This window comes from Bradyrhizobium sp. USDA 4510, assembly GCF_054059095.1.
Genome location: NZ_JBSSBT010000001.1, coordinates 3,571,301 through 3,597,701 on the forward strand (window position 1 = coordinate 3,571,301; position 26,401 = coordinate 3,597,701).

Sequence of the window (26,401 nt, forward strand, 5' to 3'; positions counted from 1 at the left end):
ACTCGTTCGGACCGGCTGTGCCGGCGATCTTGGCGCTGTCCCGAAGGGGATGCATGATCACAATGGCTGATCGATATCAGGACCGACATTTTCCCGCCGACACGGCTTCCAAGGCCGACAGCGATCCGCTTGCCGAACTGGCACGGCTGATCGGCCAGACGGATCCCTTCGGCAGCGCGAACAAGCCACCGCCGCGACCGCTGCAGTCGCGCGCCAACGCGCGGCCGCAACAGTACGAGCCGCAGGCCGCGGACGAGGATGCGCCGCCCGCGGGCCCGCCGCCCTGGATGCAGCGCGCGCGGCAGGAGGCTGTCGCTCCGCCTCCCGTGCAGAACATCGAAGACGAAGAGCCCGAGCAGGACTACCAGCCGAAGCCGGTGCATCCGTTGCATCGCTACGCGGCTCAGCAGGCGCAGCCCGCGCCCGCGCCGGTGGCGCAGTATCGGCCGGTCGAGGCCCCTCGGCAGCCGGAGGCATTTGACGAGAAGCCGCACTATCAGAGTGGCGGTCAGAGTCAGGATCCGTCGCGCTATGACGACGCGCTCTACGGCCAGCTGGAAGCCGGCGAGCAGGACCTGCAGCGCGATCCCGCCTATCCGGACGATCCCTATGCCTATGAGGAGGCCTACGAGGAAGAACCCGAGCCCCGCCGGCGGCGCAGCGGCCTGATAACGGTCGCCGCGGTGCTGGCGCTCGGCGTGTTCGGTGTCGGTGGCGCGTATGCCTACCGGACCTACGTCGGTTCGCCCCGCAGCGGTGAGCCGCCGATCATCAAGGCTGACAACACGCCGACCAAGGTGATCCCGGCCCAGGCCGACGCGCCGGCCAAGACGCCGGACCGCATGGCGACGGGCGACGGCACCGAGAAGATCGTGTCGCGCGAAGAGACGCCGGTCGACGTCAATTCGAAGACCGCCGGACCGCGCGTCGTGTTTCCGCCGCTGAACGCCAATGCGAATCCACCGCCGCCCGCCAGCGTGCAGACGGCACAGCCGGCGCCGGCGCCGATCACCGCGAACGGCACGTTGCCGAACAACGAGCCGCGCAAGGTCCGCACGCTTTCGGTCAAGGGCGATACGTCCGATGGCACGCAGGCCACCGCAACCGTGCCGGCGAAGCCTCCGGCGGCGGCGAAGTCTCCGGTGTCGCGCGGCAACCCGGCTGCGGCCAACGCCAGCGTCAACTCGCCAATGTCGCTTGTTCCCGGCCAGGCTGAGGCGGCTCCGGCCGCACCTCCGACCCGGGTGGCCTCGACCTCGGCGGCTCCGGTTGGGGGCGGCGGATATCTGGTCCAGGTCTCCTCGCAGAAGAACGACGCGGACGCCCAGGCGTCGTACCGGACGCTGCAGGGCAAGTATCGCAACGTGCTCGGTTCGCAGCCCTTGGTGGTGAAGCGCGTCGATCTCGGAGAGAAAGGCGTCTACTACCGCGCCTTCGCGGGCCCGTTCGCGTCCTCGGAAGAGGCGAGCCAGCTGTGCAAGAGCCTGATGTCGGCGGGTGGACCGCAGTGCCTCATCCAAAGAAATTAAAGGCCGTTTCCTTGACCCGTGAGCTGCATACGGCCTAATCGGCCGAATGACGAACCGCGCATTCATCACGGGCATATCCGGGCTGATCCTCAACGACGCCGAACGCGAATTCATTCGCGCCGAGCGGCCATGGGGCTTCATCCTGTTCAAGCGCAACATCGAGAGTCCTGCCCAAGTGGCGGCTCTTGTTGAGGAACTCCGGTCCGCAGTCGGCGTTTCCGATGCTCCGGTCCTGATCGACCAGGAAGGCGGGCGGGTGCAGCGGCTCGGCCCGCCGCATTGGCCGGCCTATCCGCCGGGCGCGAGCTTTGGGGCGCTCTACGACATCGATCCGAAGCTCGGGCTTGCGGCAGCCCGGCTCAGTTCACGGCTGATTGCGGCCGATCTGACCGATCTCGGAATCACCGTCGATTGCCTGCCCTTGGCCGATGTTCCCGTGGCCGGGGCGGACGCGGTGATCGGCAACCGGGCCTATGGAACTGAACCCGGCAAGGTCGCGGCAATCGCCCGCGCGGTCACGGACGGGCTGGAACAGGGCGGGGTACTGCCGGTTCTCAAGCATATTCCCGGCCATGGCCGGGCCACAGCGGACAGCCATTTCCGGCTTCCGACCGTTGATACCGCCAGGGCCGAGCTGGAACGGACCGATTTTGCCGCGTTCCAGCCGCTTGCGGACCTGCCGATGGCCATGACTGCACATGTTGTGTTTAGCGCGCTGGACCCCGTCCATCCGGCGACGACTTCTGCGACAATCATCGAACAGGTGATTCGCGGCCTGATCGGGTTCCAGGGTTTGTTGATGAGTGATGACGTGTCGATGAATGCGCTGGCCGGATCGATTGCCGAGCGGACCCGCGCCATCGTCACCGCCGGTTGCGACATGGTTCTGCACTGCAACGGCAATATTGACGAGATGCGCGAGGTCGCACGCGAAACGCCGGAACTGACCGGCAAGGCGCTTGAGCGCGCCAAGGCGACGCTCGCCGCGCGCAAGCCGCCTGAGCCGCTCGACCGGCAGGCGGCACGGGCTGAACTGGATGCGTTGTTGGATCGGGTAGGGACGGCATGACCGCTGAAATTCTTTCGTTTGATACCGGGCGGCCGGCCGACCTCGCCGAGGGCGAACCGGCGCTGGTGGTCGACGTCGAGGGCTATGAGGGCCCGCTCGACCTGCTGTTGACGCTGGCGCGGCAGCAGAAGGTCGACCTGTCGAAGATCTCGATCCTTGCGCTTGCCGACCAGTATCTTTCGTTCATCGAGGCTGCCCGCAAGATTCGCCTCGAGCTTGCGGCCGACTATCTGGTGATGGCGGCGTGGCTGGCGTTCCTGAAGTCGCGGCTCCTGCTGCCCGAGCCGCCGAGCGCGGAGGGGCCGAGCGCCGAGGAAATGGCGACCGCGCTCGCCAACCGGTTGCGCCGGCTGGAGGCGATCCGCGAGGCGGCGAACCGGCTGATGAACCGGCCCCAGTTCCAGCGCGATATCTTTCCGCGCGGCAATCCGGAATCGATCGCCGAGATCAAGCATCCGAAGTTCACCGCGACCCTGTACGACCTGCTGTCGGCCTACGCCACGCAGCGCCAGTCGCGCGTGCTGACGACGGTTCATCTGCAAAAGCGTACCGTATGGTCGCTGGCCGAAGCGCGTGCGTCGCTGGAGCGGCTGGTCGGCATCGCCGAGGACTGGAGCTGCCTCGACGAGTATCTGATGAATTACGTCGCCGATCCCACCCAGAAGGCGACGGTGTTCGCATCGAGCTTCGCTGCCGCCCTCGAGCTGGTTCGCGAGGGCGAGATGGAGATCAACCAGAAGCAGGCGTTCGCGCCGATCTATTTCCGAAAGCGTCAAGCGCAGGCCGCAATGGCAGCGCCGGACCTGTCGGTTGAGTAAGTGGAAGAAGGAGAGCAAGCCCATGGCAAGCTTGGCGGAAGTGCGCAGAGAAGAGCCCGAGGAGGAGGTTTCTCCTATGGATCCGGTGGCGCGTCCTGAGGAATTGCGGCTCCTGGAAGCCCTGTTGTTTGCATCGGCCGAGCCGATCGATCAGGCAACGCTGGCAAAGCGGATGCCCGACGGCGTCGACGTCAAGGCGGCGCTCGCGCAGCTGCAGGCGGAATACGCGCCGCGCGGCGTCAACCTGGTGCGTGTCGCCAACAAGTGGACGTTCCGCACCGCCGGCGATCTGTCGTGGCTGATGACGCGCGAAAGCACCGAAACCCGAAAGCTGTCGCGTGCCGCGATCGAGGTGCTTGCGATTGTCGCCTATCACCAGCCGGTGACTCGCGCCGAGATCGAAGAGATTCGCGGCGTGGTCACGTCGAAGGGCACGATCGATGTGCTGCTCGAGACCGGCTGGATCCGCCCGCGCGGCCGGCGCAAGACGCCGGGCCGTCCGCTCACCTTCGGAACCACCGACGCGTTCCTGTCGCAGTTCAGCCTGGAAGCGCTCGGCGACCTGCCGGGGCTCGAGGAGCTGAAGGGCACGGGTCTGCTCGACTCGCGTCTGCCGACCGGATTTTCCGTTCCGTCGCCGTCGGATGACGCGACGCTGCGGGAGGACGAGGAGCCGCTCGAGCCGGGTGATACGCTGGAACTGCTGCTGGCGCCGGCCGTCGAGCTGGAAGCCGAGGAACCGAAGGCCGACGCAGAAACGACTGATGAGGTCGGGACTGCTGAGGTCGAAACGACCGCCCAAGCGGAGGTCGAGGCGGACGTTCCCTCTGACGCGGATGCGGCCGAACCTGACACCGGCGAGCCGGAAGACCGCGCCGACCACGCGGGTGATGACGCCGCCACCGAGGACAAGGGCGAGAAGGCCTGAATATTCCCGGTTAAGCCTAGCAATATTACGTAGCCGCGACAGCGATTTGCCGCGGCCGAGGTCCTTGTTTTTGACACCCCGCGGGCCTACCTTCCGGCAAAGTTCAGGCCGGTCCGCCGGCCATTTCTGGAGGGTTGCAGGATGGGTTCGTTGAGCATTTGGCACTGGATCGTCGTGATCGCAGTGGTCCTGCTGCTGTTCGGACGCGGCAAGATTTCCGATCTGATGGGTGACGTCGCCCAGGGCATCAAGGCCTTCAAGAAGGGCATGCAGGACGACGACAAGGTCGCCGAGAAGACCGAGCCCACCAAGTCGATCGATCACAATGCGGCGACGTCGGCCGCGCGCCAGGACGTCGGCAGCAAGGCCGTCTAACGCGCTTGTACTGACGCATATTTCGACGTTTTTTCTTGCGCGAAACGGTGACGCCGTCGCACAGACGCGCTATGGACGCCGATTGAGAAAAGGCGCCGGCAGCCCCAGATCCTGTTAGGAGCGATGGGGCCGATGGCGGCGCGCTTAGGCGGAAGAATTCATGTTCGATATCGGGTGGAGTGAACTGGTCGTCATCGCGGTCGTCGCGCTGATCGCCATCGGCCCGAAAGAACTGCCGGGCGTGCTGCGCATGGTCGGGCAATGGATGGGCAAGGCCCGCAAGATGGCCTCCGAATTCCAGGGCCAATTCCAGGAAGCCATGCGCGAGGCCGAGATGGCCGACCTCAAAAAGAGCTTTGACGAGGTCAAGGAGGCCGCAACCGGCATCACCAACGGCAACATTATGACCTCGCTGCAGAAGGACGTCAGCGACGCCCTGCAGATCGACAAGCCGGTCGATGCGCAGGTCGCGTCCGCAATCGACGCACCGGTGGCGTCAAGTGACACACCGGTGACGCCCACGACTCCCGTCGAGCCGACGCCGGAAACCTTCGTCGAGGCCGAGGCGCACGCGGCAGCCAGCGAGCCGCTTGCGATCACCAATGAGGTGAAGGCCGAGCCTGCGCCGCAGGACGTGACGCCGGTACAGCCCGACGCGCTCAAGGACGCGAGGGCGTCATGAGCGCCGAAGACATCGAGGCCAGCAAGGCCCCCTTGATGGATCACCTGATCGAGCTGCGCTCGCGGCTGATCAAGGCGCTGCTCGGCTTCGGCGTGGCCTTCATCATCTGCTTCTTCTTCGCCAAGCAGATCTACAACGTGCTGGTCTGGCCGTTCGTCTGGATCGCGGGGCCGGAGAATTCGAAGTTCATCTACACCGCGCTGCTGGAATATTTCATCACCCAGCTGAAGCTCGCATTGTTCGGCGCCGGCTTCATCTCGTTTCCGATCGTCGCCACCCAGATCTACAAATTCGTCGCGCCCGGTCTCTACCGGCATGAGCGCAACGCGTTCCTGCCGTATTTGATCGCCACTCCGGTGTTCTTCGTGATGGGCGCGGCGCTCGTCTATTTCGTTGTGCTGCCGATGCTGGTGCGGTTCTCGCTCGGCATGCAGCAGGCCGGCGGCGCGGAGACCGCGCAGATCCAGCTGCTGCCCAAGGTCGGCGAATATCTTTCGCTGATGATGTCGCTGATCTTCGCCTTCGGCATCGCGTTCCAGCTGCCGGTGATCCTGACGCTGCTCGGCCGCATCGGCATCGTCACCTCGAAGATGCTGAAGGAGAAGCGGCGCTACTTCATCGTGATCGCCTTCATCATCGCCGCCGTGCTGACGCCGCCCGACGTGCTGAGCCAGGCCTCGCTCGCGATCCCGCTGCTCGCGCTCTACGAGGGCGCCATTATCGCGGTCCGGATCGTGGAGAAGAAGGCCGCGACCTCGAATGCGTCGTCCGGGGCGACCAATCCGGCCGAATAGGGTGATTTCACCTCACAGTCGGTGTCATACCCCGCGAAAGCGGGGTATCCCGTACGCCGCGGCTTCTCGGTGACACGCCGACGTCTCTGGAATGCTGGATCACCCGCTTTCGCTGACGATGACGGTCGTGGTAGTGGAACTGCAAACCGTAGTTTGCCAACGCAATGTTGGTTGCTTACGCATAGCCTGCCAGGACTGACTTATGCACGACATCAAAGCGATCCGCGACAACCCGACAGCCTTCGACGCCGGCCTGAAGCGCCGCGGGTTAGAGGCCCTGTCGCCGTCGCTGCTGGCGATTGACGAGAAGCGGCGGGCGGCGATCCTGGCGTCGGAGAAGGCCCAGGCGCGGCGCAATGCGGCCTCGAAGGAGATCGGCGAGGCCAAGAAGGCAAAGGACGAGGCGCGCGCGGCCAAGCTGATGGCTGAAGTTGCCGAGCTGAAGACCACGATGCCAGAACTCGAGGCGGCGGCGAAGACGGCCGATGAACAGCTGACCAAAGAGCTGTCGTCGATTCCGAACCTGCCGCTCGACGAGGTGCCCGACGGTACCGACGAGCACGGCAACGTCCAGCACCATGTGTACGGCAAGACGCGCGACTACGGCTTTGCGCCGAAGCTGCATGACGATCTCGGCACCGCGCTCGGCTATATGGATTTCGAGGCGGCGGCGAAACTGTCCGGCGCACGTTTCGTCGTGCTGAAGAAGGGGCTGGCGCGGCTCGAGCGCGCGATTGGGCAATTCATGCTCGACCTGCACACCGGCGAGCATGGCTATACCGAGATCAATCCGCCGCTGCTGGTGCGCGACGCCGTGATGTTCGGCACCGGACAGCTGCCGAAATTCGAGGACGACCAGTTCTGGGCGATCAAGGGCGAATTGCTCGCGTCGCCGAATGCCGATCTGCGCAGCGAGCGCCTCGGCCTGATCCCGACCGCCGAAGTCTCGCTGACCAACCTCGCGCGCGAATCCATCCTCGACGAGAAGGAGCTGCCGATGCGGCTCACCGCGCTGACGCCTTGCTTCCGTGCCGAAGCCGGCGCGGCGGGACGCGATACGCGCGGCATGATCCGCCAGCACCAGTTCACAAAGGTCGAGCTGGTGTCGATCACGACGCCGGAAGCCGGCAAGGATGAGCTCGAGCGCATGCTGTCCTGCGCCGAGCAGGTTCTGCAAAAGCTCGACCTGCATTATCGCGTAATGACGCTGTGCGCCGGCGACATGGGCTTCTCCGCGCAGAAGACCTACGACATCGAAGTGTGGATGCCGGGGCAGGGCGATGGCGGCGCCTATCGCGAGATTTCGAGCTGCTCGGTGTGCGGCGATTTCCAGGCCCGTCGCATGGACGCGCGCTATCGCGGCCCCGACGGCAAGCCGCGCTTCGTGCATACGCTGAATGGCTCCGGCACGGCGGTCGGGCGGGCCTTGATCGCCGTCATGGAGACTTATCAGCAGCAGGATGGTTCGATCGCGGTGCCCGATGTGCTGCAGCCCTATATGGGCGGGCTCAAGGTCATCGAGCACGGCATGTGAGGCGAGGGCCAGTGCGATGCCGCTGCACCGTGACATCCACTGGCTAGGTCGACAATGGGCCGTCACGGGCCACGGTCTGCAGCTGATCAATCAGAAGCAGATGGGCTATTACGACATCGAGGCCGCGCGCCTGTGGGACGCGCGCGTGACCGAGGTGCAATCGAAGGCCTGGATCGACAGGCCCGACTTCGACAAGGCGCTGGAGATCGCGCGCGGCAAGTTCGCCCAATTGGCGCCGGCAGATCTGCCGCCACCACCTGCACCGATTGCGTCGCCGCCACCGCCGGTCCGGGCGACGCCGCCGGCCGCGCCGCGCGCGCCGCTTGACGCGACATCGGTGCCCTCGATCGAGGAGCTGCTGGCCAGGCTGAAATCGAAATCGGCTGCGACGGCGCCGGGCGAAGCGCTCGCTCCGGTGCCGCTCAAACCCGAACCGCTCGGGGTTGAGCCTCGGAAGGTCGAGCCGGCGCGGTCCGAGCTCCCCCAAGCGGCTTCGGTCGCCCCCGAACCGTCCAGGGCTGAGTCTCGCGCGTTACAAGCTCCGAAGGCTGAGTCGCTCACGACCGCGCCGGCCAAGGCCGATCCCATCACGGCCGATCCCATCAAGTCCGAGCTCCCCACGTCGGAGCTTCCGAAGCCTCCCGAGCCCGAGCCTCGCCAAACCGCACCAATTGCTCTTGAGCCGGCCAGGCCGGAAGCTCGGAGGGTTGAGCCGCCCAAGGTTGAAGCTCCCAAGGTTGAAGCTCTCAAATCTGAAGCTCCCAAGGTTGAAGCAAAGCCTGAACCTGCCAAGCCTGAACCTGCCAAGCCCGAGCCTCCAAGGTCAGAAGCTGTCGCGTCCCGGGGGCTCGGGGCCGAACTGCGTCAGACCCCACGGGTCAAAGTGCCGGAGGCGCCGCGGCCAACGCCCGTGATCGCGGTTGTTCGGCGGCCGGCCAGAGCAGCCTGGCCGGTGTTCGAGCGCAAGATCGCCGGCAGCGCGCGATTTGTCCGTCCATGGCGCGTGACGTCGGCACGATGGCGCGGGCCATCGCCAGGTTTGCCTCCGCGGCCCTAGCCGGTTAAGACGACAGTCAACTCAAGAAGCCGATACCCGCGCCGAATCGGAACAAAAGGCACTTTGACGGATGCGAATTCTCTGCACCAATGATGACGGCATTCATGCTCCAGGCCTGCAGGTCGTCGAGCAGATCGCACGCGCGTTGTCCGACGACGTCTGGATCGTTGCCCCCGAGCTCGATCAGTCCGGCGTCTCGCATTCGCTGTCGCTCAACGATCCGCTGCGTCTGCGCGAGGTCAGCCCGCGTCACTTCGCGGTGCGCGGCACGCCGACCGATTGCGTCATCATGGGCGCGCGCCACATTCTCGGAGACAAGCTGCCCGATCTCGTGCTGAGCGGCGTCAACAAGGGCCGCAACGTCGCCGAGGACGTGGTCTATTCCGGCACCATCGCCGGCGCGCTCGAAGGCACCATTCTGGGCTTTCCGTCATTCGCGCTGTCGCAGGAATTCTCGATTGAGACGCGCAATGCGCCGCTGTGGGACACCGCGCTGAAATTCGGGCCCGACATCATCCGCAAGGTGATCGGCGCCGGCGTCCCCAGGAACACCGTGATCAACGTCAACTTCCCGTCCTGCATGCCCGATGACGTGAAGGGCATCCGGATCACGCGGCAGGGCAAGCGCAATCAGGGGTTCCTGAAGATCGATCGCCGTCACGACGGACGCGGCAATCCGTATTTCTGGATCGGCTTCGAGCGCGCGGCGATGATGGATGCGCCGGCCGAAGGCACCGATCTCGCCGCGCTTGCGGCGCGCTACGTCTCGGTCACACCGCTGCGGCTCGACCGCACCGATGAAGCATTTTCGGAAACGCTGATTGATACGCTGAAGTAATCCTCGGGGAATCTGTAGCCCGGATGGAGCGAAGCGAAATCCGGAACCCGTATTGTGAAGTCCCCGGATTACGCTTCGCTCCATCCGGGCTACGCGCGCAACTTGCGGCTAGACCGGCGCGCCCTTCATCGCGCTGGAGATCACCTGGGCCAGCGTTTCCAGCTGGAAGGGCTTTTGCAGCGCCGGACGGTCGCGATACTCCGGAGGCAGGCCGGACGAGCCATAGCCGGTCGCGAAGATGAAGGGGCGGTTGCGGGCGTTGATCAGTTCGGCGACCGGGGTGATCACCTTGCCATTGACGTTGACGTCGAGGATCGCGAGGTCGAATTCGGTCGATTGCGCAAGCTTGACCGCTTCGCCGATCTCGCCGGCCTCGGCCGCAACGCTATGGCCGAGTTCCTCCAGCATATCGGCGACCATCATCCGGATCATGACCTCGTCCTCTACGAGGAAAACTGAACAGCCCGCCGGCCGTATCGCTGTCATGATGGAATCCTTGCCCTTCCCTGAATCAGGCTCGCAAATAACATTACAGCGCGCAATGCAAACGTTCGGGAATTGGTCCTTTTCCGGCGCGCCACAGCGTTTTCCGCATCTCGCTGGCGGGCTTTGCTGCGCAAGATTTGCCCAACAGCCAACGAGGTGTGTTGGCCCTACGAGCGCCCTGATCTGCGCCACCCAGACGTTAACTGCGCATCGCCGCCAATTATATGTGAGGGGGCCGGGCCGGCGCCAATGCCAAATCTGGCGATGGTTCCTGGCCGGGAACAAAACGCGACGGGAAATTTTTCCTTAACGCGGTATTTCGGATTTCAATGGCATCTAGTGTCCCGAATCCGAAGTTCGCATCATTTGCCGCACCTTCGGAGCGAACTTCGGATTCGATAAGGACACTAGCAAACTTATGATTCTAGTGTGCTTTATGAATGCGAAGTTCGTGAAAGTGGCTGCCGCGAAATCGCACGAACTTCGCATTCAGCACACTAGAGGGCAAGATTCCGCGCTGCCGCCCAGAGACGCTGATGAACATGGCCGTGAACCCCGATCCGACCGAGAAAATGATGTTTCAGCTGACCCTGCGGCGGCGTGGGGTGAGCGATCAGGCGGTGCTGCGTACGATGGAGGAGGTGCCGCGCGAGGTCTTCGTCGATCCGCGCGATCGTAACGAGGCCTATCGCGACAGCGCGCTTGCGATCGCCTGTGGGCAGACCATCAGCCAGCCTTTCGTCGTGGCCTACATGACCGAGCAGTTGAAACTGCAGAAGGACCATCGCGTGCTCGAAATCGGCACCGGCTCGGGCTATCAGGCGGCCGTGCTGTCCCGGTTGTGCAAGCAGGTGCTGACCATCGAGCGCTACCGGACGCTGGCCGACGGCGCCCGCAAGCGCCTCGAAAAGCTGGGTTATTACAATATCGAGGTGCTGCTCGGGGACGGCTTCGACGTTCCGGCTGGGGCAGGCGACTTCGACCGCATCATCGTCACCGCGGCGATGGAGCAGATCCCGGAGAAGCTCTTGGAGCGGCTCGAACCCGGCGGCATCCTGATCGCCCCGGTCGGGCCGCATCAGGGTATCCAGACCCTCGTCCGCGTGGTGCGGACCGAGAACCGCTTCGACCGCAAGGAATTGGTCGACGTCCGCTTTGTGCCGGCGTTGCCGGGAATCGCGCGCGAATTGTAAATTTGGCGATTTGCTGCTTGGCACCAACGCCTTATTCGCAGGGTTAAGCGGTTATTTACTCGGTACGTGTTTACTCAAAACAGTCTTTTGTTGCGTACGAGTGAGTAACCATGTCTGGGGTTGTTGAGTTGCTTCGCTCGCGTCGCGTACCGCAGGTTGCGGTGCTGACGCTGATGTCCATGGCTTTTGCCGGTTGCAGCGCCGATATGTCGTCGCGCTTCTCGCAAAACTCCTACTCGCAAAATCCGTTTGCGTTTGATCCGCAGCCGACCGGCACCGTGCAGCAGGCGCCGCCGCCGCGCGAGTTGCCGCAATACGCGCGGCCGCGAACGCAACCGCAGTATTCGCAATACCAGTCACAGCCGTTGCCGCCGCCGGTCGCAGCGGCGCCGCAGTCCTATCCGGTCGCCAATGGCAATGCCGGCGTCTCCGGAGGAGGGCGCGGGGTCTCGTCCTACACGCCGCCGCCCGCGCGTCCGCAGATCGAATCCACCGGCACCGTTCCGCATTCGGTCGCCGCAGCCCCTGCCGGGCACAACGGCACCACCATCATCGTCGGCACCAGCGATACGCTGGAAGTGCTGGCACGCCGCTACAACGTCTCGACCGCCGAGATCCTGCGCGCCAACGGCTACAAGGGACCGCGCGCGCTGTCGCCCGGCCAGCAGCTGGTCATTCCGCGTCCGACCGCATCGGCCGCGGCGCCGGCAATGGCCGCACCGGCCGCGCGCCCTGTCGCCGTGGCAGCCGCGCCCGCCGGCGTCCACTATGTCAATCGCGGCGACACGCTGCACAGCATCGCGCGTCAGCACCACATCCCGGTGGCCGAGCTCGCCCGCGCCAACAACCTCGACCAGTCGGCCCGGCTGAGCCTCGGCATGAAGCTCGTGGTGCCCGGCGCCAAGACGGCGATGGCGGCACCCGCGCCCGTTGCGCAACCTGTTGCCGCCGCGCCGGTTGCTGCCGTGGCTCCGGCGCCGGCGGTCGCGGCCCCGAAGGTTGTTGCAACCGCGTTGCCGCAGCAGAGCGCGCGGCTGGTCCAGCCAACCGCGACGGTCGAGCAGCCGGCGGCCGCCGCTGAAGCGCCCGTCGTCACCAAGTCGAGCGAGGCCACCGGCGCGTTGCCGACCTTCCGCTGGCCGGTGCGCGGCAAGGTCATCACCGCCTACGGCTCGAAGACCAACGGCAAGGTCAATGACGGCATCAACGTCGCGGTGCCCGAGGGCACGCCGGTGAAAGCGGCCGAAGACGGCGTCGTCGCCTATTCGGGCAATGAGCTGAAGGGCTACGGCAATCTCGTGCTGGTTCGCCATTCCAACGGCTACGTCACAGCCTACGCCCATGCGAGCGAAATCCTGGTGAAGCGCGGCGATACCATCAAGCGCGGTCAGGTAATTGCCAAGTCGGGCCAGTCCGGCGAGGCGGGTTCGCCGCAGCTCCACTTCGAGATCCGCAAGGGATCGTCGCCGGTCGATCCGCTCCAGTTCCTCAACGGCGCGTAAGCTACGCGTCGGGACTTCAAGGGACTTCCAAGTCTCACAACAAAGACAGCGGGGGAGGCGCAAGCATCCCCCGTTTTGTTTTGACGATTGCAGCGACGATTACTTGCCGCTCAGCCGCGTAGCCCGGATGGAGTGAAGCGAAATCCGGGAGCTCACCCGCGGCGTGCACCGATCCCGGATTGCGCTGCGCTTCATCCGGGCTACACAGGCGATGACGGGAGGGCTATGCCTCCCATTTCCTGTTAATTGCCACTAAGCCGCACGCCGAGCCGGCCTGCGAGTTCCTGCGTGTACTGCCAGGCGACGCGGCCCGAGCGCGAGCCGCGGGTGGTCGACCATTCGAGCGCCTCGCGCTCGAGTTCGTCCTCGGCGATCTTGATGCCGTAATGGTCACAATAGCCCCTCACCATCGCGAGGTATTCGTCCTGGCTGCAGCGGTGGAAGCCGAGCCAGAGGCCGAAGCGGTCCGACAGCGACACCTTTTCCTCGACCGCTTCGCCGGGATTGATCGCGGTCGAGCGTTCGTTCTCGATCATCTCGCGCGCCAGCAGATGCCGCCGGTTCGAGGTCGCATAGAGGATGACGTTGTCGGGGCGCCCCTCGATGCCGCCTTCCAGCACCGCCTTCAGCGACTTGTACGAGGCATCGTTGCCGTCGAAGGAGAGGTCATCGCAGAACACGATGAAGCGGAAGGAGGAGCTGCGCAGCAGCTCCATCAGGCCGGGCAGGCTCTCGATGTCCTCGCGGTGGATCTCGATCAGCTTCAGCCGGTCGGCCGGCTTGCGGTCGAGATTGATGCTGGCATGGGTGGCCTTGACCAGCGACGACTTGCCCATGCCGCGGGCGCCCCAGAGCAGCGCATTGTTGGCGGGCAGGCCGTCGGCGAAGCGCTCGGTGTTCTCCATCAGGATATCGCGCATCCGATCGACGCCCTTGAGCAGGCCGATCTCGACGCGGCTGACGCGCGGCACCGGGGCGAGGCGCCCGTCCGGATGCCAGACGAAGGCGTCCGCGGCGCCGAAGGTCTCGGCCGGATCGAGGGCCGGGGAGGCGTCCGCGAGGCGGCTGGCGATGACCTCCAGGGCGTTCGCGATCCGCTCGGCCGCTGCGCCGTCGAGCGCCGTTACCGGGCGTTTTGTCGCGGCGTTTTCAGCGCGCTTGGCAGCAGCCTTGGGGGTGGTTTTGCGGGTTGTTTTACTGGTCGTTTTCTTGGCTTTTTTCGGCATTTGTCCAGTTCCTGACGGCGCAGCCTTATCGGGCTGGCGGCGGTCCCGCAAGCGCCCTAAATGAAGGTCCGTTAACGTTGCAATTGGGACCGCGGCCGCTATAGTCCGCGCGAATTTGTCCGGACCGCCATACCGCCCCGAATCCGAGGCCGCTGCCGGTTCTTTCCCGTCTTATCCGAGGATCGTCCGAATGCTGATTACTCCTGCGTTTGCCCAGGCTGGAGCGACTGGTGACACCAACAGCATGTTGATGTCGCTGCTGCCATTCGCGCTGATCTTCGTCATCATGTACTTCCTGATTCTGCGCCCGCAGCAGAAGAAGGTGCGCGACCATGCGGACCTCGTGAAGAACATCCGCCGCGGCGACACCGTGGTGACCTCGGGCGGCCTGGTCGGCAAGGTGACCAAGGTGGTCGACGACGACCAGATCGAGTTCGAGATTTCGGACGGCGTTCGCGTGCGCCAGATGCGCCAGATGATCTCTGGTGTGCGTACCAAGGGTGAGCCGGCGAAGGGCGACGCCAAGGACGAGGCGTCCGCGAGCTGATTGCCGCGGCGCCTTTTTGGAATCTGACGGGTCAACTCGATGTTGTATTTCACGCGGTGGCGAGCGCTGGGGATTATCCTGACAGCGCTGGTGGTCTGCCTGTGCGCCGTGCCCAATTTCTTCCCCGAAGCGCAGGTGAAGACCTGGCCGGCCTGGGCGCAGCGGCGCCTGGTCCTCGGCCTCGATTTGCAGGGCGGCTCCTATCTGCTGCTCGAAGTCGACTCCAACTACGTGAAGAAGGAGAAGCTCGACCAGATCCGCGACGATGTCCGGAAGGTGCTTCGTGAAGCCAAGATCGGCTACACCGGCCTCAACACGCGTAACGACGCGGTGGAAGTCCGCATCTCCAAGGAAGGCGACCAGGCGACGGCGTTGTCGAAGCTCCGCGAGCTGTCGCAGCCGCTCGGCGGCCTGCTCGGCTCCAGCGGCCAGCGCAGCCTCGAGGTTGCCGATGCCGGCGGCGGCCTGATCCGTCTGAGGGTCCCGCAGGCCGCGATCACCGAGCGCATCCGGCAGACCATCGAGCAATCGATCCAGATCGTCGAACGGCGCGTCAACGAGCTCGGCACGGTCGAGCCGGTGATCCAGCGTCAGGGCACCGACCGCATCCTGGTCCAGGTGCCGGGCCTGCAGGATCCGACGCGCCTGAAGGAGCTGCTCGGCAAGACCGCCAAGATGGAATTCCGCATGGTCGACAGCTCGGTGTCGCCGGACCAGGCCCAGCAGGGCCGCCTGCCACCGGACTCCGAGCTCTTGATGAGCGCGTCACCGCCGCCGGTTCCGTATGTCGTCAAGAAACAGGTTCTGGTTTCCGGAGGCGAGCTCTCCGATGCCCAGCCCGGCTTTGACCAGCGCACCGGCGAGGCGATCGTCAGCTTCAAGTTCAATACGTCGGGAGCGCGCAAATTTGCGCAGGCGACCGCCGAAAACGTCGGCCAGCCGTTTGCGATCGTGCTCGACAACAAGGTGATCTCGGCACCCGTGATCCGTGAGCCGATCACCGGCGGACAGGGCCAGATCTCCGGCAGCTTCACCGTGCAGTCGGCCAACGATCTGGCGATCCTGATGCGTGCCGGCGCGCTGCCGGCGCCGCTGACCGTGATCGAAGAGCGTACCGTCGGTCCCGGCCTCGGGCAGGACTCGATCGAGAAGGGCGAACTCGCGGCCTATGTCGGCTCGATCCTGGTCATCGTGTTCATGCTGATCACCTATCGGCTGTTCGGCGTGTTCGCCAACATCGCGGTGGCGATCAACGTCGCCATGATTTTCGGACTGCTGTCGCTGCTCAACGCCACGCTGACGTTGCCGGGCATCGCCGGCATCGTGCTGACCGTCGGCATCGCGGTCGACTCCAACGTGCTGATCTACGAGCGCATCCGCGAGGAATTGCGCGGCGGCCGCAACGCGATCTCGGCGATCGACGCCGGCTTCAAGCGGGCATTGGCGACCATCCTCGACTCCAACATCACCACCTTCATCGCCGCCGCCGTGCTGTTCTACATCGGCACCGGACCGGTCCGCGGCTTTGCCGTGACGCTCGGCATCGGCATCATCACCACGGTGTTCACCGCCTTTACCCTGACGCGCCTGATCGTCGCCGGCTGGGTGCGGTGGAAGCGGCCGCAAACCGTGCCGATCTGAGAGGCCTGTTGTGACCCATACCGTTCTCATTGGCCTTGGCATCCTGATCGCCGTCCTGACCGTGGTCGCGGCGCTCGGCCTGCTGCCGCCGCTGCGCATCGTGCCGGACGACACGCATTTCGATTTCACCCGCTTTCGCCGCATCAGCTTCCCGATCTCGGCGCTGCTCTCGATCCTTGCCATCACGCTGTTCTTCACCCACGGCCTGAATTTCGGCATCGACTTCAAGGGCGGCACGCTGCTGGAGGTGCAGGCGAAATCCGGCACCGCCGACATCGCCGCGATGCGCACCACCTTGAACGGCCTTGGCCTCGGCGAGGTGCAGCTTCAGCAGTTCGGCGGTCCGGCGGAAGTCCTGATCCGCGTCGCCGAGCAGCCCGGCGGCGACAAGGCGCAGCAGGATGCGGTGACGAAAGTGCGCGGCGCGCTCGGCGAATCCGTCGATTACCGTCGCGTCGAGGTGGTGGGACCGCGCGTCTCCGGCGAACTGCTGGCCTACGGCATGATCGGCCTGATGTTCGCGATCATGGGCATCCTGATCTACCTTTGGTTCCGGTTCGAATGGCAGTTCGCGCTCGGCGCCATGATCGCCAACGTCCACGACATCGTGCTCACGATCGGCTTCATGTCGATCACCCAGGTCGATTTCGACCTCACCAGCATCGCGGCGCTGCTGACGATTCTCGGTTATTCGCTCAACGATACCGTTGTCATCTACGACCGTATCCGCGAGATGCTGCGGCGCTACAAGAAGATGCCGATGCCGCAGCTGCTGAACGAATCGATCAATTCGACGCTGTCGCGCTCGATCATCACCCACGTCACCGTGACGCTGGCTTTGCTCGCGCTGCTGCTGTTCGGCGGCCAGGCGATCCACAGCTTCACCGCGGTCATGATGTTCGGCGTGGTGCTGGTCGGCACCTACACATCGATCTTTATCGCGGCGCCGATTTTGATCTATCTCGGTGTTCACACCACGCGGGGTGGAGACGCGGCGCAGGACGCGCCGGCCAAGAAGCCGGACACGGCGGCAGCCAAGAAGTAGCCGGTCATGAGCAACTCCTCGGACGCTCCCCATCTTCCGAGGTCGGCGCCGATCGAGGCCTACGGCAAGGGCGGCTTCGCGTTTGCCGATATGTCGCACCGCGGCTCGCTCTTGTGCCTGCCTGACTCGATCTGGGCCTGGCCGGTCACCAGGCCGCAGGAGATCGACGAATACTCGCTGCAAAAGGTGTTCGCGGCCGCCAATGCGATCGACACGCTGATCGTCGGCACCGGCACCGACGTCTGGGTCCCGCCAAAGGGCCTGCGCGAGGCCCTGCGGGCCGTGCAGGTGGTGCTCGATCCGATGCAGACGGGACCCGCGATCCGCACCTACAACATCATGCTGGGCGAGCGGCGTCGCGTCGCGGCGGCGCTGATCGCGGTGCCATGAGCGCGACAGAGGCACCGAAGGACGGCGCGGCCTTCTGCGCCGATCTGGTGCGGAGCCATGACTTCGTACGCTACGCGTCGACCCTGTTCTTGCCGGGTCCGGAACGGCGGGCGATGCTTGCGATCTATGCCTTCAACATCGAGGTCTCGCGCGTGCACGAGCAGGTCAGCCAGCCGCTGCCCGGCGAGATGCGGCTGCAATGGTGGACCGACATGCTGGCCGGTGCGGGCCATGGCGGCGTCGAGGGCAATCCGGTCGCGGCAGAACTGCTGCACACGATCCGAAATCACCGTCTGCCGGTCTCGCCATTCTCGCAGCTGGTCGAGGAGCACCAGTTCGATCTCTACAACGACCCGATGCCGTCGCTGGCCGCGCTCGAGGGCTATCTCGACGCCACGGCCTCAGTGCTGTTCTCGCAGGCTACGCGCGTGGTGGCGCGACCGTCGGAGGCGATTGATCACCTGGCCCGTCATGCGGGTCTTGCCCAGGGCATGGCGCAGGTCATCGCTTCGTTCGGACGCGACGCCTCACGGCATCAGCTGTTTCTGCCGTTACAGCTGCTGCAGCAGCACGGCGGCAGCAAGGAGGAGGTGTTTGCCGGCAAGGTGACGCCGAACATCCGTGCCGCCATCGATCAGCTTGCGGATGAGGCCCAGGGCCATCTCAAGACCGCATTCGGGCTGCTTGCGGATGTCCCGTCCGGCGTGAGGCCGATCTTCCTGCCGCTCGCCCATGTCAGGCGCGAGCTGAACCGGGCGAGGAGGGACGACTACGACCCGTTCCTGCCGAAGCCGGTTTCACGCCTGCGCACACTCTGGACGTTGTGGCGAGCCGCGCGCACGGAGGAGTTCGGTCGCTAGCTTTGCTCCTTCGAGATGTGCTTGGTGAAGATCCGGATCGTTCTGCCCTTGACCATCGGGCCGCTGTCATAGATGTCGGATGCGATCTGTTCGACCGCGTCGCGCAGCGCAACGAACTGGGCTTGCCGCGCCATGCTCGCCGTTCCACGCGTGCCGGCCAACTCGTCCAGTGCGGCGTCGCTGATCTGGCATTCGATTTCCTGGTCGCCGTTCATCATGGTGAATCCGAACGCCAGTCGTTCGGAATCGTATCCCCCGATCCGGCCACGGGTGAGTGGCATTAAACTTGTCCCTTGAGCGCGCTACCCCTCGCAAAGAGTGAAGCTTCGCGCCACGTTTGTCGAGGGCCACGCGCCGACAAGCGCGCTCTAACCCGCCGGCCGGTCCATCTCGGCGACTTCAAAATTGAAGCGGTCGCGCAAATTCTTGCGTTGCTCGAGGATGTCCTTGAGGAACTCGCGATCGGCGTCGCTGCGCATCATCGGTTCGATCAGGTCGATCTGGTTCATGGCGACGAGCTGCAGGATTTCGGTGCGCGGCTTGCCGGCGGCATCGCGCGGCAGCGCGTGCACGATCTGGATGTGTTCGGGCGGCTTGACGCCCCTGGCCGCGGTAAGCTCGTTGCGCAGCGTCTTTTCCAGCGCGGACTGGTCCGCCTCGACGAAGGCGTAGAGTCCGACGCCGACGCGCCGGTCGGCAAAGGCGACGATCGCGGTGTCGCGCACCTGCGGATTCTTGCGGATCAGATCGATCAATACCGGGGCGTCGTTGACCAGCCTCCGGCCGCCGCCTTCGCGGTCGGTGAAATTGAAGATGCCGCGCGTGATCGCCTGATAGACCTTCTTGCCGGTCTTGAGCCAGATGCTGGCGACCGCGGACTTCTTTGCGAGCACCTTGCGCTCTTTCGGCGTCAACGCCTCCGGCGCGTAGCTGCGCTTGTGCTTCAACAGATGCCGCAGATCCTCATAGGCGGCGATGCGGAACAGTCGGCTGCGGGTCTTGAAGCAGGCGGCAAGCTGGAAGTCGGTGAGGTAGGCGCGGCCATCGCGGCCGACCAGCCAGTTCTGCTCCTTGGCGAGATCGTTGTGGCAGATGCCGGCGCGATGCAGCTTGCGCAACGCGGCCTTGGCGGAACGAAAATAGGCGACGTCGCCGTGCGGCTTCGCCAGATGCAGCGCCGCGCCGTCGATGAAGCCACGGACCAGCGCGCGACGGCCGGCCCACAACAGCTTCGGCCCGACGTCGAGGTCGCGCGCCAAGGTCAGCGCGCGGCGCTCGCGGGAGAACAGATGCAGCGCCAGGGCGAACGACCAGAACGGCACCTGATCGAGCCGGCGCAGCACGCCGTCGACCTCGCCGTCATCGGCGCGGAAGCGGCCGCGCTCGACGGTCGAGAACACGTCGCGCTTGAGCAGCACGCCCTGGCTCCACCGCACCGACAGGGTGGCGTCATCGTCTTTCGGCAAGCTCATGACTGTCAGGCCGCTGCCGCAACGCGCAGATGCTCTGCGATCCAGTGGTCGAGATCGGCGAGCGCGCGCGCGCTGATCGCCTGCTTTTTGGCGACGGTCTTCTCGTTGCCGCGCAGCCGCGAGCCGTCCGGCTTCTTGGTCGGCGCACTGGCCAGCGGCGGGAACAGACCGAAATTGATGTTCATCGGCTGGAACGAGCGCGAACCGGCCTCGATCGTTTCGATGTGGCCACCGGTGATGTGGCCGAGCAGCGCGCCGAGCGCGGTCGTCGCCGGCGGCGGCGTCAGCGCGGCACCGCGCATGTCGGCGGCGGCACAAAGGCCGGCGATCAGGCCGACGCTGGCCGACTCGACGTAACCCTCGCAGCCTGTCATCTGCCCGGCGAAGCGCAGCCGCGGCTGCGCGCGCAGACGCAGCTGACCGTCGAGCAGCTTCGGCGAATTCAGGAAGGTGTTGCGATGCAGGCCGCCGAGGCGGGCGAACTCCGCGTTCTCGAGGCCGGGGATCGTGCGGAACACGCGCTGCTGCGCGCCGTGCTTCAGCTTGGTCTGGAAGCCGACGATGTTGTAGAGCGTGCCGAGCTTGTTGTCCTGCCGCAGCTGGACGATCGCATACGGCTTGACCGTCGGGTTATGCGGATTGGTCAATCCCACCGGCTTCATCGGCCCGTGGCGCAGCGTCTCGTGACCGCGCTCGGCCATCACCTCGACCGGCAGGCAGCCGTCGAAATAGGGCGTGTTGGTCTCCCAGTCCTTGAAGTCGACCTTCTCGCCGTCGAGCAGCGCCGCGACGAAGGCGTCATACTGCTCCTTCGTCATCGGGCAGTTGATGTAGTCGGCGCCGGTGCCGCCGGGGCCGACCTTGTCGTAGCGCGACTGAAACCAGGCCACCGACATGTCGATGGAATCCTTGTGCACGATCGGCGCGATCGCGTCGAAGAATGCCAGCGCGCTCTCGTCGGTCAGAAGCCTGATGGCGTCGGCAAGCGGTGCCGAGGTGAGGGGGCCGGTCGCGACGATGACGTTGCTCCAGTCGGCCGGCGGCAGCCCTGCGACTTCCTCGCGGCTGATCTCGATCAGCGGATGTTCGTTGAGCACCTTGGTGACGGCGGCCGAAAAGCCGTCGCGGTCGACCGCCAGCGCCCCGCCGGCGGGCACCTGGTTGGCGTCGGCCGAGCGCATGATCAGGGAGCCCAGCCGCCGCATCTCGGCGTGCAGCAGCCCGACCGCGTTGTTGGCGGCATCGTCGGAGCGGAAGGAGTTCGAGCAGACCAGTTCGGCGCAGCCTTCGGTCCGATGCGCCTCGGTCATCCGGTGCGGGCGCATTTCGTGCAGCACGGCGCGGACGCCGGCATTGGCGACCTGCCAGGCGGCTTCCGAGCCGGCGAGCCCCGCGCCCACGATGTGCACGGGTTGGGAAGGGGATTGATGCGGTGTCATCGCGCAGCGTTAGCGCGTTTTGATCTCATATGCATCTGAAACCGCACCACAAACGACAACGCCCGCTGTGGAGGCGGGCGTTATCCGTTTAGCAGATGGCTTGCGGCCGATTAGCCGTTGTAGGTGCCGGCGGCAACGCGCGGAATGTCCGAGCGGTCGAGGCCGATATCGGCGAGTTCGCGATCGCTGAGCTGGGACAGTTCGCTGACATTGCGCTGATAATCCCGGAAAGCCTGGATCATGCGGATGAGCGAGAGCAACATGGTAGTCTCCTAGTAATTCAGATTCAGCTTTTCAAAAGCCTCATCGTTGAAGTGAATATAGATGATATAGTGCAGTGCGGTAGTTCCGATGTTGCGATGCAGCTAAGCTCAAAACGCATAGCGGCGGTAAGTTCCGGTTAACCGTTTGGCGCATCGAGCCAGGTCCAGTGGACCAAAGTTCCGCAGAGCCGGGCGACGGCGTCAAAATCTTCTTGAGATCAGTGAGTTAGAAGAATGGTAGTGACTTGAACTACGCCGATCATATGGTAATTACAGACCGTTCGGTCAAGGGATGGCGCGCGTCTGACGCCAGATCACGGCGGCGTGTTCCATGCGTGATTCGCATGCGAAATATTGCCGTATGAATGATTTAATATTCATAGCATGATGGGGTTGGCACCTAGGCGGACGCAGCGTCAATCAGTCGCATTGACCTCGGAGGTAGTTCGGCCCCTCCCGCCCGCTCAGATTTTCGCCTGCCGCGCGAACGCGCTGCTGATTATCGGAAGTGCAGCTCGATTGAAGTGAACACGTCGAGCAAAGCTATTGCGGCGCCGCTTCCTTACCGACATGTAATCAAAACACTATGCAACGCATGCGCGATGCGCGCGCAGCGCTCATCACGTTTGTATCGCGCGAAGTTCATTCTGAACGGTGTCGGGAACAGCGAATAATCGTTCCGCAGATTCCGCAATCACGCTGGGATCTGTCCAAGAACAACAGATGGATCATCCCATGATTAAGACATTGATCGCAGCAGCCACCGTGGCTGCCGTTGCCTACGCTGTCGCTCCCGCTCAGGCCGCGCATCGTCATCACGCGGGCCTCGGCTGCAGCGGTGCCAATCTCGGCAAGACCGAAGCTGCAGTCGAAGCTATGGCTGACAATGAGGTCAAATTCGCGGCGGAGAAGGAAGTCTCGCTCGCTCAGGACGCGATGCTGAACAACCAGTGGGGTGCTTGCGGCGCGCATCTCAGCAAGGCTGCCGAAGCCAGCATGGCGAAGTAGGTTTTGATCATGGCGATAGGGGCCGATTGCCTGGGGCAGTCGGCCCTTTTTGATTCATCCGTAGCTGGACCGGCTTTGATCTAGTCAGAGCAGAAGGGTGGCCTCGTCCTTGGCTCGCTGCGCCACGCAAGCTGGTGTGAAAGCGCTACGGAGCCTTGGCGAGCTGGGTGGCGAAGTAGCCGATCGTCTTGGCGTAGACCTCGCTCTTGTTCCACTGCTGGATCACCGCAAAATTCTCGCTGCCGGGCTCCCAGCCCTTGCCCTTCTTCCAGCCATAGCTCTTCAGGTAGTTCGCCGTCGACGCCAGCACGTCGGGCACGTTGTGCAGGAGGTCGCGCTTGCCGTTGCCGTCAAAGTCGACCGCGAACTTGATGTAGGACGACGGCATGAATTGAGTCTGGCCGATCTCGCCGGCCCAGGCGCCGCGCATCTCCTGCGGCGGCAGATCGCCGCGCTCGACGATGCGCAAGGCATCCATCAACTCGGCCTTGAACATGTCGGAGCGGCGGCAATCATAGGCGAGCGTCGCCAGTGAACGTATGGTCGGAAACTTTCCGGTGTTGACGCCGAAATCGGTCTCCAGTCCCCAGATCGCGACCAGGATTTCGCCCGGTACGCCGTAGGCCTCCTCGATTCGCGACAGCACCGAGCCGTAGCGCTTCATCATGTCGGAGCCGCGATTGAGCCGCGGCGGCACCATGCGGCTCGAGAATTGCTCGAAGGTCTGGCTGAACACCTGCTGCGAATGGTCGCGGGCGAGGATCGCCTTGTCCTGCGTGACGCCAGCCAGCCCGGCCTGGATCGCGTTCTGCGAAATGCCCTTCGTCGCAGCCTCTTTCTTGAAATCGTCGAGCCAGGATTCGAACGTGCCCGTGCCGCATTGAGCGGCCAGCGCCGATGCCGTCGAGGTCAGGAGCCACGCGCCGATGGCGAGCGTGCGAAAGCAAGAGCGAGAGGTCATAAGCAATTCACTCCGGAGTCTGCGATGTCATCGATTGGTCGCGCAAGGCGGCGGGTATGTTCGCGGCAACAGCGGCCAAAACAAGGCTCGTGACCGAGCCGCTTTTTCTCAGGCCGCGCTGCAAATGCCACGCCAGTTTCACACCCATTTGACGATCCTGAACGACAAACCGCCGGCCGAACATATCGGCCGGCGGTTGCTTTGACGTTTACGAATCCGGGTTAGCGGCGCTTAGCCGCGATCGCTGCGCCGCCACGGAAACAGATTGGCCGGGAAGTCCGCGGCAGGCTTGCGCTCGCGCGGTTCGGGGATCACCGGCCGCGCATTCGGATCCTTGACGATGACCTCGCGATAGAGATGCCAGGTGGCGTGACCGAGCAGCGGGATCACCACGGCAAGCCCGAGGAAGAACGGGATCGTGCCCAGCACCAGCAGCACCGCGACGATCAGGCCCCAGGCCGCCATCGGCACCGGGTTCTGTGCGACGGCGCGCATCGACGTCACCATGGCTTCGCCGGCGGTCGCCTGGCGGTCGAGCATCATGGGGAAGGCGATCACGCTGATGCAAAGCGCGACGAGCGCGAACAGGAAGCCGACGCCGCAGCCGACCACGATGAGCCACCAGCCTTGCTGGGTGGTCAGCACGCGCGCGGCAAAATCGGGAATGTTGGCCGCGGTCTCATAGCCGAACACCGCCGTGTAGATGGCCTGGGCGGTGGCGATCCAGGTCACGAACAGTGCGAAAAGCAGCGTTCCGACCCCAAGCATCGCGCCGAATGACGGTGAGCGGAATACCTCCATGGCATCCCAGGCAGATGCTTCCCCGCCGTCCTCGCGGCGGCGGCTCATTTCGTAGAGGCCGATGGCGGCAAACGGGCCGAGCAGGGCAAAGCCCGCGGCCAGCGGAAACAGCAGGGGCAGCACGGAATAGCCGTGCACGGTGCGCGCAAGCACGAGGCCGAGCACCGGATAGATCAGGCAGAGGACGATGGCGTGACTTGGCACCGCCTTGAAGTCTTCCCAGCCGAGACGCAGCGCATGATGCAAATCGGACAGGCCGATGGTGCGGATGACCGGCGCAGACGCGGCGCCTTGTCCGCTCTGCGTCATCGAACTGACATTGCCTTGGTATGACGTGGCCATGGTCGTTGTCTCCCTCTGGGCGGTCGCATCTGGCGCCCGGCACGCGGGCACAAACCTGCCGCCTCTCGAAGCGATCACGATCAAGCCAGACGCGAAAGACAGAGCAGGGAACTGGCCGTGTCGCGAACTGTTCGGCAAGGCTACTCCCAAACCGTGGCAAAAGCACTCACGCTTAAGTGAATGTCGCATTGGCAAGCTATGGAGGGGGCTATAGACTTCAACTGCGACCGCGGTCAGGCGTCCCAGCGCCGTCTGGCTTTCACATCTCAACAGTCTTGGGAGCGAACGATGAGCATTTTCGGAAAAATCATGGGCGCGATCTTCGGTAGCAGCGCCAGCGCCGCGCCCGCAGGCGGATCGGCCACAAGCGCAGCTCCCGCCGGTGGATCCGGCAGTGCATCGTCGTCTCCTGCAGCGGTGCCGGCCGGCGCAGCGCCCGCGCAGTCCGTTGACGTCGCCCCCATTCTCGACAAGGCGGTGGCCGCGAAGGGCGAGAAGCTCGAATGGCGCACCTCGATCGTCGACCTGATGAAGGCGCTCGACATCGACTCCAGCCTGTCGGCGCGCAAGGAGCTCGCCAAGGAGCTCGGCTACTCCGGCGACACCAGCGATTCCGCCAGCATGAACATCTGGCTGCACAAGCAGGTGATGACGAAGCTCGCGGCCAATGGCGGCAAGCTGCCCCCGGACATCAAGCACTGAGCGGATCATCATCCCGCACACGGCCAGGGCCCGCGCCAGCGCGGGCCTTTTTTATGGATCGGCGAGCATCTATAGATCGGCGAACAAGAAGGAGAACGCTCATGACTGATCTCGATCGCCGGACGATGCTTGCGACCGGCGCCCTCGCACTGGCCGGCGCCGCCGCGCAATCCGCGCCGGCCCATGCCGAGACCGCGTCGAAGGCGATGTTTCCGGTACCGGCGGTGACGATCCCGATCGTTGGCGCCAGCGAAGTGTTCCAGGTCCGCCGCATCTACTGCATCGGCCGCAACTACGCGGCGCATGCGATCGAGCGCGGCTCCGATCCGACCCGCGAGCCGCCGTTCTTCTTCCAGAAACCGACCGACGCGATCCAGAATGTCGCGATCGGCACGGTCGCCGATCATCCCTATCCGTCGCTGACCAAGAACTATCACCACGAGGTCGAGCTGGTCGCCGCGCTGAAATCCGGCGGCACCAATATTCCGGCCGACAAGGCGCTCGATCACGTCTATGGCTACGCGCTCGGCCTCGACATGACGCGGCGCGATTTGCAGAACGGCATGGCGGCGGAAAAGAAGCCGTGGGAGATCGGCAAGAGCTTTGATCATGCCGCAGTGCTGGGGCCGATCCATCCGGCTGATAAGACCGGCCACTTCACGCAAGGTGCGATATCGCTCGCGGTCAACGGCACGGTGCGGCAGAGCTCGGATCTGAAGAACATGATCTGGAGCGTCGCCGAGCAGATCGCGAAGCTTTCCGAGGCCTTCGAGCTGAAGGCCGGCGACATCATCTATTCCGGTACGCCGGAGAACGTCGGCCCGGTCGTCAAGGGCGACGTGTTGCTGTGCAAGCTCGAGGGCCTGCCCGACATGTCGATCAAGATCGTCTGAGGGGCA

General features: G+C 64.5%; 28 protein-coding genes and 1 pseudogene. 20 read left to right on the forward strand and 9 right to left on the reverse strand.

Features of this window, described 5'->3' with window-relative positions; all coding sequences use genetic code 11:
- Window positions 1-62 precede the first annotated feature (62 nt).
- The 10 genes and pseudogenes from ACVMDN_RS16180 (at window position 63) to surE (ending at window position 9,624) form a co-directional block, all read left to right on the forward strand.
- Complete coding sequence (locus ACVMDN_RS16180) at window positions 63-1,529, forward strand: SPOR domain-containing protein (protein ID WP_456835108.1); 1,467 nt, start codon at window positions 63-65, stop codon at window positions 1,527-1,529.
- A gap of 46 nt (window positions 1,530-1,575) precedes the next feature.
- Window positions 1,576-2,598 (forward strand): beta-N-acetylhexosaminidase, encoded by a 1,023-nt coding sequence (nagZ, locus tag ACVMDN_RS16185; protein WP_141340438.1) that lies wholly within the window; start codon window positions 1,576-1,578, stop codon window positions 2,596-2,598.
- Complete coding sequence (locus ACVMDN_RS16190; RefSeq protein ID WP_050420355.1) at window positions 2,595-3,416, forward strand: segregation and condensation protein A; 822 nt, start codon at window positions 2,595-2,597, stop codon at window positions 3,414-3,416. The genes nagZ and ACVMDN_RS16190 overlap by 4 nt, the downstream gene beginning before the upstream one ends.
- Before the next feature lie 22 nt (window positions 3,417-3,438).
- Window positions 3,439-4,329 (forward strand): annotated as a pseudogene (scpB, locus tag ACVMDN_RS16195) (SMC-Scp complex subunit ScpB); the annotation flags it as partial.
- Window positions 4,330-4,485: 156 nt separating this feature from the next.
- Window positions 4,486-4,719, forward strand: coding sequence for a twin-arginine translocase TatA/TatE family subunit (locus tag ACVMDN_RS16200; RefSeq protein WP_016846882.1), 234 nt, complete (start codon window positions 4,486-4,488; stop codon window positions 4,717-4,719).
- A 160-nt stretch (window positions 4,720-4,879) separates the two neighbouring features.
- A complete protein-coding gene (tatB, locus tag ACVMDN_RS16205) occupies window positions 4,880-5,401 on the forward strand; it encodes a Sec-independent protein translocase protein TatB (protein WP_141340437.1) in 522 nt (173 codons plus the stop codon).
- Window positions 5,398-6,195, forward strand: a complete 798-nt coding sequence (gene tatC / locus ACVMDN_RS16210; RefSeq protein WP_038381092.1) for a twin-arginine translocase subunit TatC — start codon at window positions 5,398-5,400, stop codon at window positions 6,193-6,195. The genes tatB and tatC overlap by 4 nt, the downstream gene beginning before the upstream one ends.
- A gap of 202 nt (window positions 6,196-6,397) precedes the next feature.
- A complete protein-coding gene (serS, locus tag ACVMDN_RS16215) occupies window positions 6,398-7,729 on the forward strand; it encodes a serine--tRNA ligase (protein ID WP_141340436.1) in 1,332 nt (443 codons plus the stop codon).
- A gap of 100 nt (window positions 7,730-7,829) precedes the next feature.
- The gene (locus ACVMDN_RS16220; protein ID WP_456814399.1) at window positions 7,830-8,786 is read left to right on the forward strand and encodes a hypothetical protein; all 957 of its coding nucleotides are present in this window, start codon (window positions 7,830-7,832) and stop codon (window positions 8,784-8,786) included.
- A gap of 70 nt (window positions 8,787-8,856) precedes the next feature.
- Complete coding sequence (gene surE, locus ACVMDN_RS16225; protein WP_028332131.1) at window positions 8,857-9,624, forward strand: 5'/3'-nucleotidase SurE; 768 nt, start codon at window positions 8,857-8,859, stop codon at window positions 9,622-9,624.
- 108 nt (window positions 9,625-9,732) lie between these two features.
- Here the strand turns inward: surE and ACVMDN_RS16230 are convergent, their stop codons facing one another.
- Window positions 9,733-10,110: a response regulator gene (locus ACVMDN_RS16230; RefSeq protein ID WP_026192734.1), complete on the reverse strand. Its 378-nt coding sequence runs from the start codon at window positions 10,108-10,110 to the stop codon at window positions 9,733-9,735.
- 536 nt (window positions 10,111-10,646) lie between these two features.
- Here ACVMDN_RS16230 and ACVMDN_RS16235 point away from each other — a divergent pair.
- Together ACVMDN_RS16235 and ACVMDN_RS16240 are read left to right on the forward strand one after the other, a co-directional pair.
- Window positions 10,647-11,303 carry a protein-L-isoaspartate(D-aspartate) O-methyltransferase gene (locus ACVMDN_RS16235; RefSeq protein WP_057018533.1) on the forward strand — a complete coding sequence of 219 codons (657 nt, stop codon included), beginning with the start codon at window positions 10,647-10,649 and terminating at the stop codon, window positions 11,301-11,303.
- A gap of 110 nt (window positions 11,304-11,413) precedes the next feature.
- Complete coding sequence (locus ACVMDN_RS16240) at window positions 11,414-12,805, forward strand: LysM peptidoglycan-binding domain-containing M23 family metallopeptidase (RefSeq protein ID WP_076828627.1); 1,392 nt, start codon at window positions 11,414-11,416, stop codon at window positions 12,803-12,805.
- Window positions 12,806-13,047: 242 nt separating this feature from the next.
- On the opposite strand, the gene ACVMDN_RS16245 is transcribed toward ACVMDN_RS16240, so the two are convergent.
- Complete coding sequence (locus ACVMDN_RS16245) at window positions 13,048-14,031, reverse strand: ATP-binding protein (RefSeq protein ID WP_141340434.1); 984 nt, start codon at window positions 14,029-14,031, stop codon at window positions 13,048-13,050.
- Window positions 14,032-14,221: 190 nt separating this feature from the next.
- Between ACVMDN_RS16245 and yajC the strand changes: the two genes are divergently transcribed.
- From yajC to ACVMDN_RS16270, 5 genes are read left to right on the forward strand one after another with little or no spacing between them, the layout of a single operon-like run.
- Window positions 14,222-14,578 (forward strand): preprotein translocase subunit YajC, encoded by a 357-nt coding sequence (yajC, locus tag ACVMDN_RS16250; protein WP_026192737.1) that lies wholly within the window; start codon window positions 14,222-14,224, stop codon window positions 14,576-14,578.
- A 39-nt stretch (window positions 14,579-14,617) separates the two neighbouring features.
- The gene (gene secD / locus ACVMDN_RS16255) at window positions 14,618-16,219 is read left to right on the forward strand and encodes a protein translocase subunit SecD (RefSeq protein ID WP_141340433.1); all 1,602 of its coding nucleotides are present in this window, start codon (window positions 14,618-14,620) and stop codon (window positions 16,217-16,219) included.
- Window positions 16,220-16,229: 10 nt separating this feature from the next.
- The gene (gene secF / locus ACVMDN_RS16260; RefSeq protein ID WP_141340432.1) at window positions 16,230-17,264 is read left to right on the forward strand and encodes a protein translocase subunit SecF; all 1,035 of its coding nucleotides are present in this window, start codon (window positions 16,230-16,232) and stop codon (window positions 17,262-17,264) included.
- Between the two features lie 6 nt (window positions 17,265-17,270).
- Window positions 17,271-17,654 (forward strand): Mth938-like domain-containing protein, encoded by a 384-nt coding sequence (locus ACVMDN_RS16265; protein WP_141340431.1) that lies wholly within the window; start codon window positions 17,271-17,273, stop codon window positions 17,652-17,654.
- Window positions 17,651-18,514 (forward strand): phytoene/squalene synthase family protein, encoded by an 864-nt coding sequence (locus ACVMDN_RS16270; protein WP_141340430.1) that lies wholly within the window; start codon window positions 17,651-17,653, stop codon window positions 18,512-18,514. The genes ACVMDN_RS16265 and ACVMDN_RS16270 overlap by 4 nt, the downstream gene beginning before the upstream one ends.
- Here the strand turns inward: ACVMDN_RS16270 and ACVMDN_RS16275 are convergent.
- The 4 genes from ACVMDN_RS16275 to ACVMDN_RS16290 all read right to left on the reverse strand — a co-directional run bounded on the left by ACVMDN_RS16275 (window position 18,511) and on the right by ACVMDN_RS16290 (window position 21,688).
- Window positions 18,511-18,795: a DUF1488 family protein gene (locus ACVMDN_RS16275; RefSeq protein WP_057018527.1), complete on the reverse strand. Its 285-nt coding sequence runs from the start codon at window positions 18,793-18,795 to the stop codon at window positions 18,511-18,513. The genes ACVMDN_RS16270 and ACVMDN_RS16275 overlap by 4 nt on opposite strands.
- Before the next feature lie 87 nt (window positions 18,796-18,882).
- Window positions 18,883-19,986, reverse strand: coding sequence for a serine/threonine protein kinase (locus tag ACVMDN_RS16280; protein ID WP_141340428.1), 1,104 nt, complete (start codon window positions 19,984-19,986; stop codon window positions 18,883-18,885).
- Between the two features lie 5 nt (window positions 19,987-19,991).
- A complete protein-coding gene (gene trmFO, locus ACVMDN_RS16285; protein ID WP_141340427.1) occupies window positions 19,992-21,425 on the reverse strand; it encodes a methylenetetrahydrofolate--tRNA-(uracil(54)-C(5))-methyltransferase (FADH(2)-oxidizing) TrmFO in 1,434 nt (477 codons plus the stop codon).
- 110 nt (window positions 21,426-21,535) lie between these two features.
- Window positions 21,536-21,688, reverse strand: coding sequence for a DUF1127 domain-containing protein (locus ACVMDN_RS16290; protein ID WP_016846063.1), 153 nt, complete (start codon window positions 21,686-21,688; stop codon window positions 21,536-21,538).
- A 723-nt stretch (window positions 21,689-22,411) separates the two neighbouring features.
- Between ACVMDN_RS16290 and ACVMDN_RS16295 the strand changes: the two genes are divergently transcribed.
- Window positions 22,412-22,696 (forward strand): hypothetical protein, encoded by a 285-nt coding sequence (locus tag ACVMDN_RS16295; RefSeq protein WP_057018525.1) that lies wholly within the window; start codon window positions 22,412-22,414, stop codon window positions 22,694-22,696.
- A 145-nt stretch (window positions 22,697-22,841) separates the two neighbouring features.
- On the opposite strand, the gene ACVMDN_RS16300 is transcribed toward ACVMDN_RS16295, so the two are convergent.
- The 3 genes from ACVMDN_RS16300 to ACVMDN_RS16310 form a co-directional block, all read right to left on the reverse strand.
- Entirely contained in the window at window positions 22,842-23,657 is an 816-nt protein-coding gene (locus ACVMDN_RS16300; protein ID WP_057018524.1) for a lytic murein transglycosylase, read from the reverse strand.
- Window positions 23,658-23,664: 7 nt separating this feature from the next.
- Window positions 23,665-23,805 carry a hypothetical protein gene (locus ACVMDN_RS16305; protein ID WP_156436338.1) on the reverse strand — a complete coding sequence of 47 codons (141 nt, stop codon included), beginning with the start codon at window positions 23,803-23,805 and terminating at the stop codon, window positions 23,665-23,667.
- A gap of 83 nt (window positions 23,806-23,888) precedes the next feature.
- The gene (locus tag ACVMDN_RS16310) at window positions 23,889-24,800 is read right to left on the reverse strand and encodes a DUF2189 domain-containing protein (protein WP_076828616.1); all 912 of its coding nucleotides are present in this window, start codon (window positions 24,798-24,800) and stop codon (window positions 23,889-23,891) included.
- 288 nt (window positions 24,801-25,088) lie between these two features.
- On the opposite strand from ACVMDN_RS16310, the gene ACVMDN_RS16315 reads away from it, so the two are divergent.
- Both ACVMDN_RS16315 and ACVMDN_RS16320 read left to right on the forward strand, forming a co-directional pair.
- Window positions 25,089-25,502, forward strand: coding sequence for a DUF3597 domain-containing protein (locus ACVMDN_RS16315; RefSeq protein ID WP_057018523.1), 414 nt, complete (start codon window positions 25,089-25,091; stop codon window positions 25,500-25,502).
- A gap of 101 nt (window positions 25,503-25,603) precedes the next feature.
- Window positions 25,604-26,395, forward strand: coding sequence for a fumarylacetoacetate hydrolase family protein (locus tag ACVMDN_RS16320; protein WP_141340426.1), 792 nt, complete (start codon window positions 25,604-25,606; stop codon window positions 26,393-26,395).
- Window positions 26,396-26,401 lie beyond the last annotated feature (6 nt).

Bases quoted from the DNA above. Each gene is read 5' to 3' on its own strand.
- ACVMDN_RS16180 (WP_456835108.1), top strand. From the start codon at position 63: ATGGCTGATCGATATCAGGACCGACATTTTCCCGCCGACACGGCTTCC.
- nagZ (WP_141340438.1), top strand. From the start codon at position 1,576: ATGACGAACCGCGCATTCATCACGGGCATATCCGGGCTGATCCTCAAC.
- ACVMDN_RS16190 (WP_050420355.1), top strand. From the start codon at position 2,595: ATGACCGCTGAAATTCTTTCGTTTGATACCGGGCGGCCGGCCGACCTC.
- ACVMDN_RS16200 (WP_016846882.1), top strand. From the start codon at position 4,486: ATGGGTTCGTTGAGCATTTGGCACTGGATCGTCGTGATCGCAGTGGTC.
- tatB (WP_141340437.1), top strand. From the start codon at position 4,880: ATGTTCGATATCGGGTGGAGTGAACTGGTCGTCATCGCGGTCGTCGCG.
- tatC (WP_038381092.1), top strand. From the start codon at position 5,398: ATGAGCGCCGAAGACATCGAGGCCAGCAAGGCCCCCTTGATGGATCAC.
- serS (WP_141340436.1), top strand. From the start codon at position 6,398: ATGCACGACATCAAAGCGATCCGCGACAACCCGACAGCCTTCGACGCC.
- ACVMDN_RS16220 (WP_456814399.1), top strand. From the start codon at position 7,830: ATGGGCTATTACGACATCGAGGCCGCGCGCCTGTGGGACGCGCGCGTG.
- surE (WP_028332131.1), top strand. From the start codon at position 8,857: ATGCGAATTCTCTGCACCAATGATGACGGCATTCATGCTCCAGGCCTG.
- ACVMDN_RS16230 (WP_026192734.1), bottom strand. From the start codon at position 10,110: ATGACAGCGATACGGCCGGCGGGCTGTTCAGTTTTCCTCGTAGAGGAC.
- ACVMDN_RS16235 (WP_057018533.1), top strand. From the start codon at position 10,647: ATGAACATGGCCGTGAACCCCGATCCGACCGAGAAAATGATGTTTCAG.
- ACVMDN_RS16240 (WP_076828627.1), top strand. From the start codon at position 11,414: ATGTCTGGGGTTGTTGAGTTGCTTCGCTCGCGTCGCGTACCGCAGGTT.
- ACVMDN_RS16245 (WP_141340434.1), bottom strand. From the start codon at position 14,031: ATGCCGAAAAAAGCCAAGAAAACGACCAGTAAAACAACCCGCAAAACC.
- yajC (WP_026192737.1), top strand. From the start codon at position 14,222: ATGCTGATTACTCCTGCGTTTGCCCAGGCTGGAGCGACTGGTGACACC.
- secD (WP_141340433.1), top strand. From the start codon at position 14,618: ATGTTGTATTTCACGCGGTGGCGAGCGCTGGGGATTATCCTGACAGCG.
- ACVMDN_RS16265 (WP_141340431.1), top strand. From the start codon at position 17,271: ATGAGCAACTCCTCGGACGCTCCCCATCTTCCGAGGTCGGCGCCGATC.
- ACVMDN_RS16270 (WP_141340430.1), top strand. From the start codon at position 17,651: ATGAGCGCGACAGAGGCACCGAAGGACGGCGCGGCCTTCTGCGCCGAT.
- ACVMDN_RS16275 (WP_057018527.1), bottom strand. From the start codon at position 18,795: ATGCCACTCACCCGTGGCCGGATCGGGGGATACGATTCCGAACGACTG.
- ACVMDN_RS16280 (WP_141340428.1), bottom strand. From the start codon at position 19,986: ATGAGCTTGCCGAAAGACGATGACGCCACCCTGTCGGTGCGGTGGAGC.
- trmFO (WP_141340427.1), bottom strand. From the start codon at position 21,425: ATGACACCGCATCAATCCCCTTCCCAACCCGTGCACATCGTGGGCGCG.
- ACVMDN_RS16290 (WP_016846063.1), bottom strand. From the start codon at position 21,688: ATGTTGCTCTCGCTCATCCGCATGATCCAGGCTTTCCGGGATTATCAG.
- ACVMDN_RS16295 (WP_057018525.1), top strand. From the start codon at position 22,412: ATGGATCATCCCATGATTAAGACATTGATCGCAGCAGCCACCGTGGCT.
- ACVMDN_RS16300 (WP_057018524.1), bottom strand. From the start codon at position 23,657: ATGACCTCTCGCTCTTGCTTTCGCACGCTCGCCATCGGCGCGTGGCTC.
- ACVMDN_RS16305 (WP_156436338.1), bottom strand. From the start codon at position 23,805: ATGGGTGTGAAACTGGCGTGGCATTTGCAGCGCGGCCTGAGAAAAAGC.
- ACVMDN_RS16310 (WP_076828616.1), bottom strand. From the start codon at position 24,800: ATGGCCACGTCATACCAAGGCAATGTCAGTTCGATGACGCAGAGCGGA.
- ACVMDN_RS16315 (WP_057018523.1), top strand. From the start codon at position 25,089: ATGAGCATTTTCGGAAAAATCATGGGCGCGATCTTCGGTAGCAGCGCC.
- ACVMDN_RS16320 (WP_141340426.1), top strand. From the start codon at position 25,604: ATGACTGATCTCGATCGCCGGACGATGCTTGCGACCGGCGCCCTCGCA.